This is a genomic window from Myroides sp. WP-1, assembly GCF_014145635.1.
Lineage (GTDB): Bacteria > Bacteroidota > Bacteroidia > Flavobacteriales > Flavobacteriaceae > Flavobacterium.
In genome coordinates this window covers 1-526 of sequence record NZ_JACHTC010000078.1, presented here as the reverse complement: position 1 = coordinate 526, position 526 = coordinate 1, and the positions used below count along the sequence as shown (strand labels likewise).

At 41.6% G+C, this 526-nt stretch carries 1 protein-coding gene; it reads left to right on the top strand.

The genetic code is table 11. The features are described 5' to 3' along the window. Window positions 1-526 (top strand): type IX secretion system membrane protein PorP/SprF (locus H4K33_RS16690; protein WP_182650882.1); only part of this gene is annotated, 526 nt, incomplete at both ends.

Genomic DNA, 526 nt, shown 5'->3' with positions numbered 1-526 from the left:
GGAGATTTTTCATATACTTTGGAGTTAGGCGGCGTGCATAAATTAGCGTTAGGGGTAAAAGCCGGTGCAACGTTTCACAGTGCCGATTTGTTTTCTAAAGTAGGAAATGGGTATACCTTAGATCCCGGTGACCCTGCATTTGGTGCAGACAGCAAGTCTACTCTTTTTAATGCGGGAATCGGGGCATACTACTATACGGATAAATACTACGTTGGTTTGGGAGTACCGAATTTAATTAAAGAGTACTACTTGAATTACGACGGAAAAGATTTTGGACAACGCGAGATACACATGTACTTGAATGGGGGTTATGTATTTGATTTAGATCAGGACTGGAAATTAAAACCCTCGACGATGATTAAATACGCGATGAACTCACCAGTATCGTTTGATTTGAATGTTAATGTGATGTATCAGAACAAGATCGAGGCAGGGCTTAGTTACCGCTTAGAGGATGCTATTGGCGGAATGATCAACTACCGCGTTACTCCTCAATTGCGCGTGGGTTATGCATATGATTACGTTA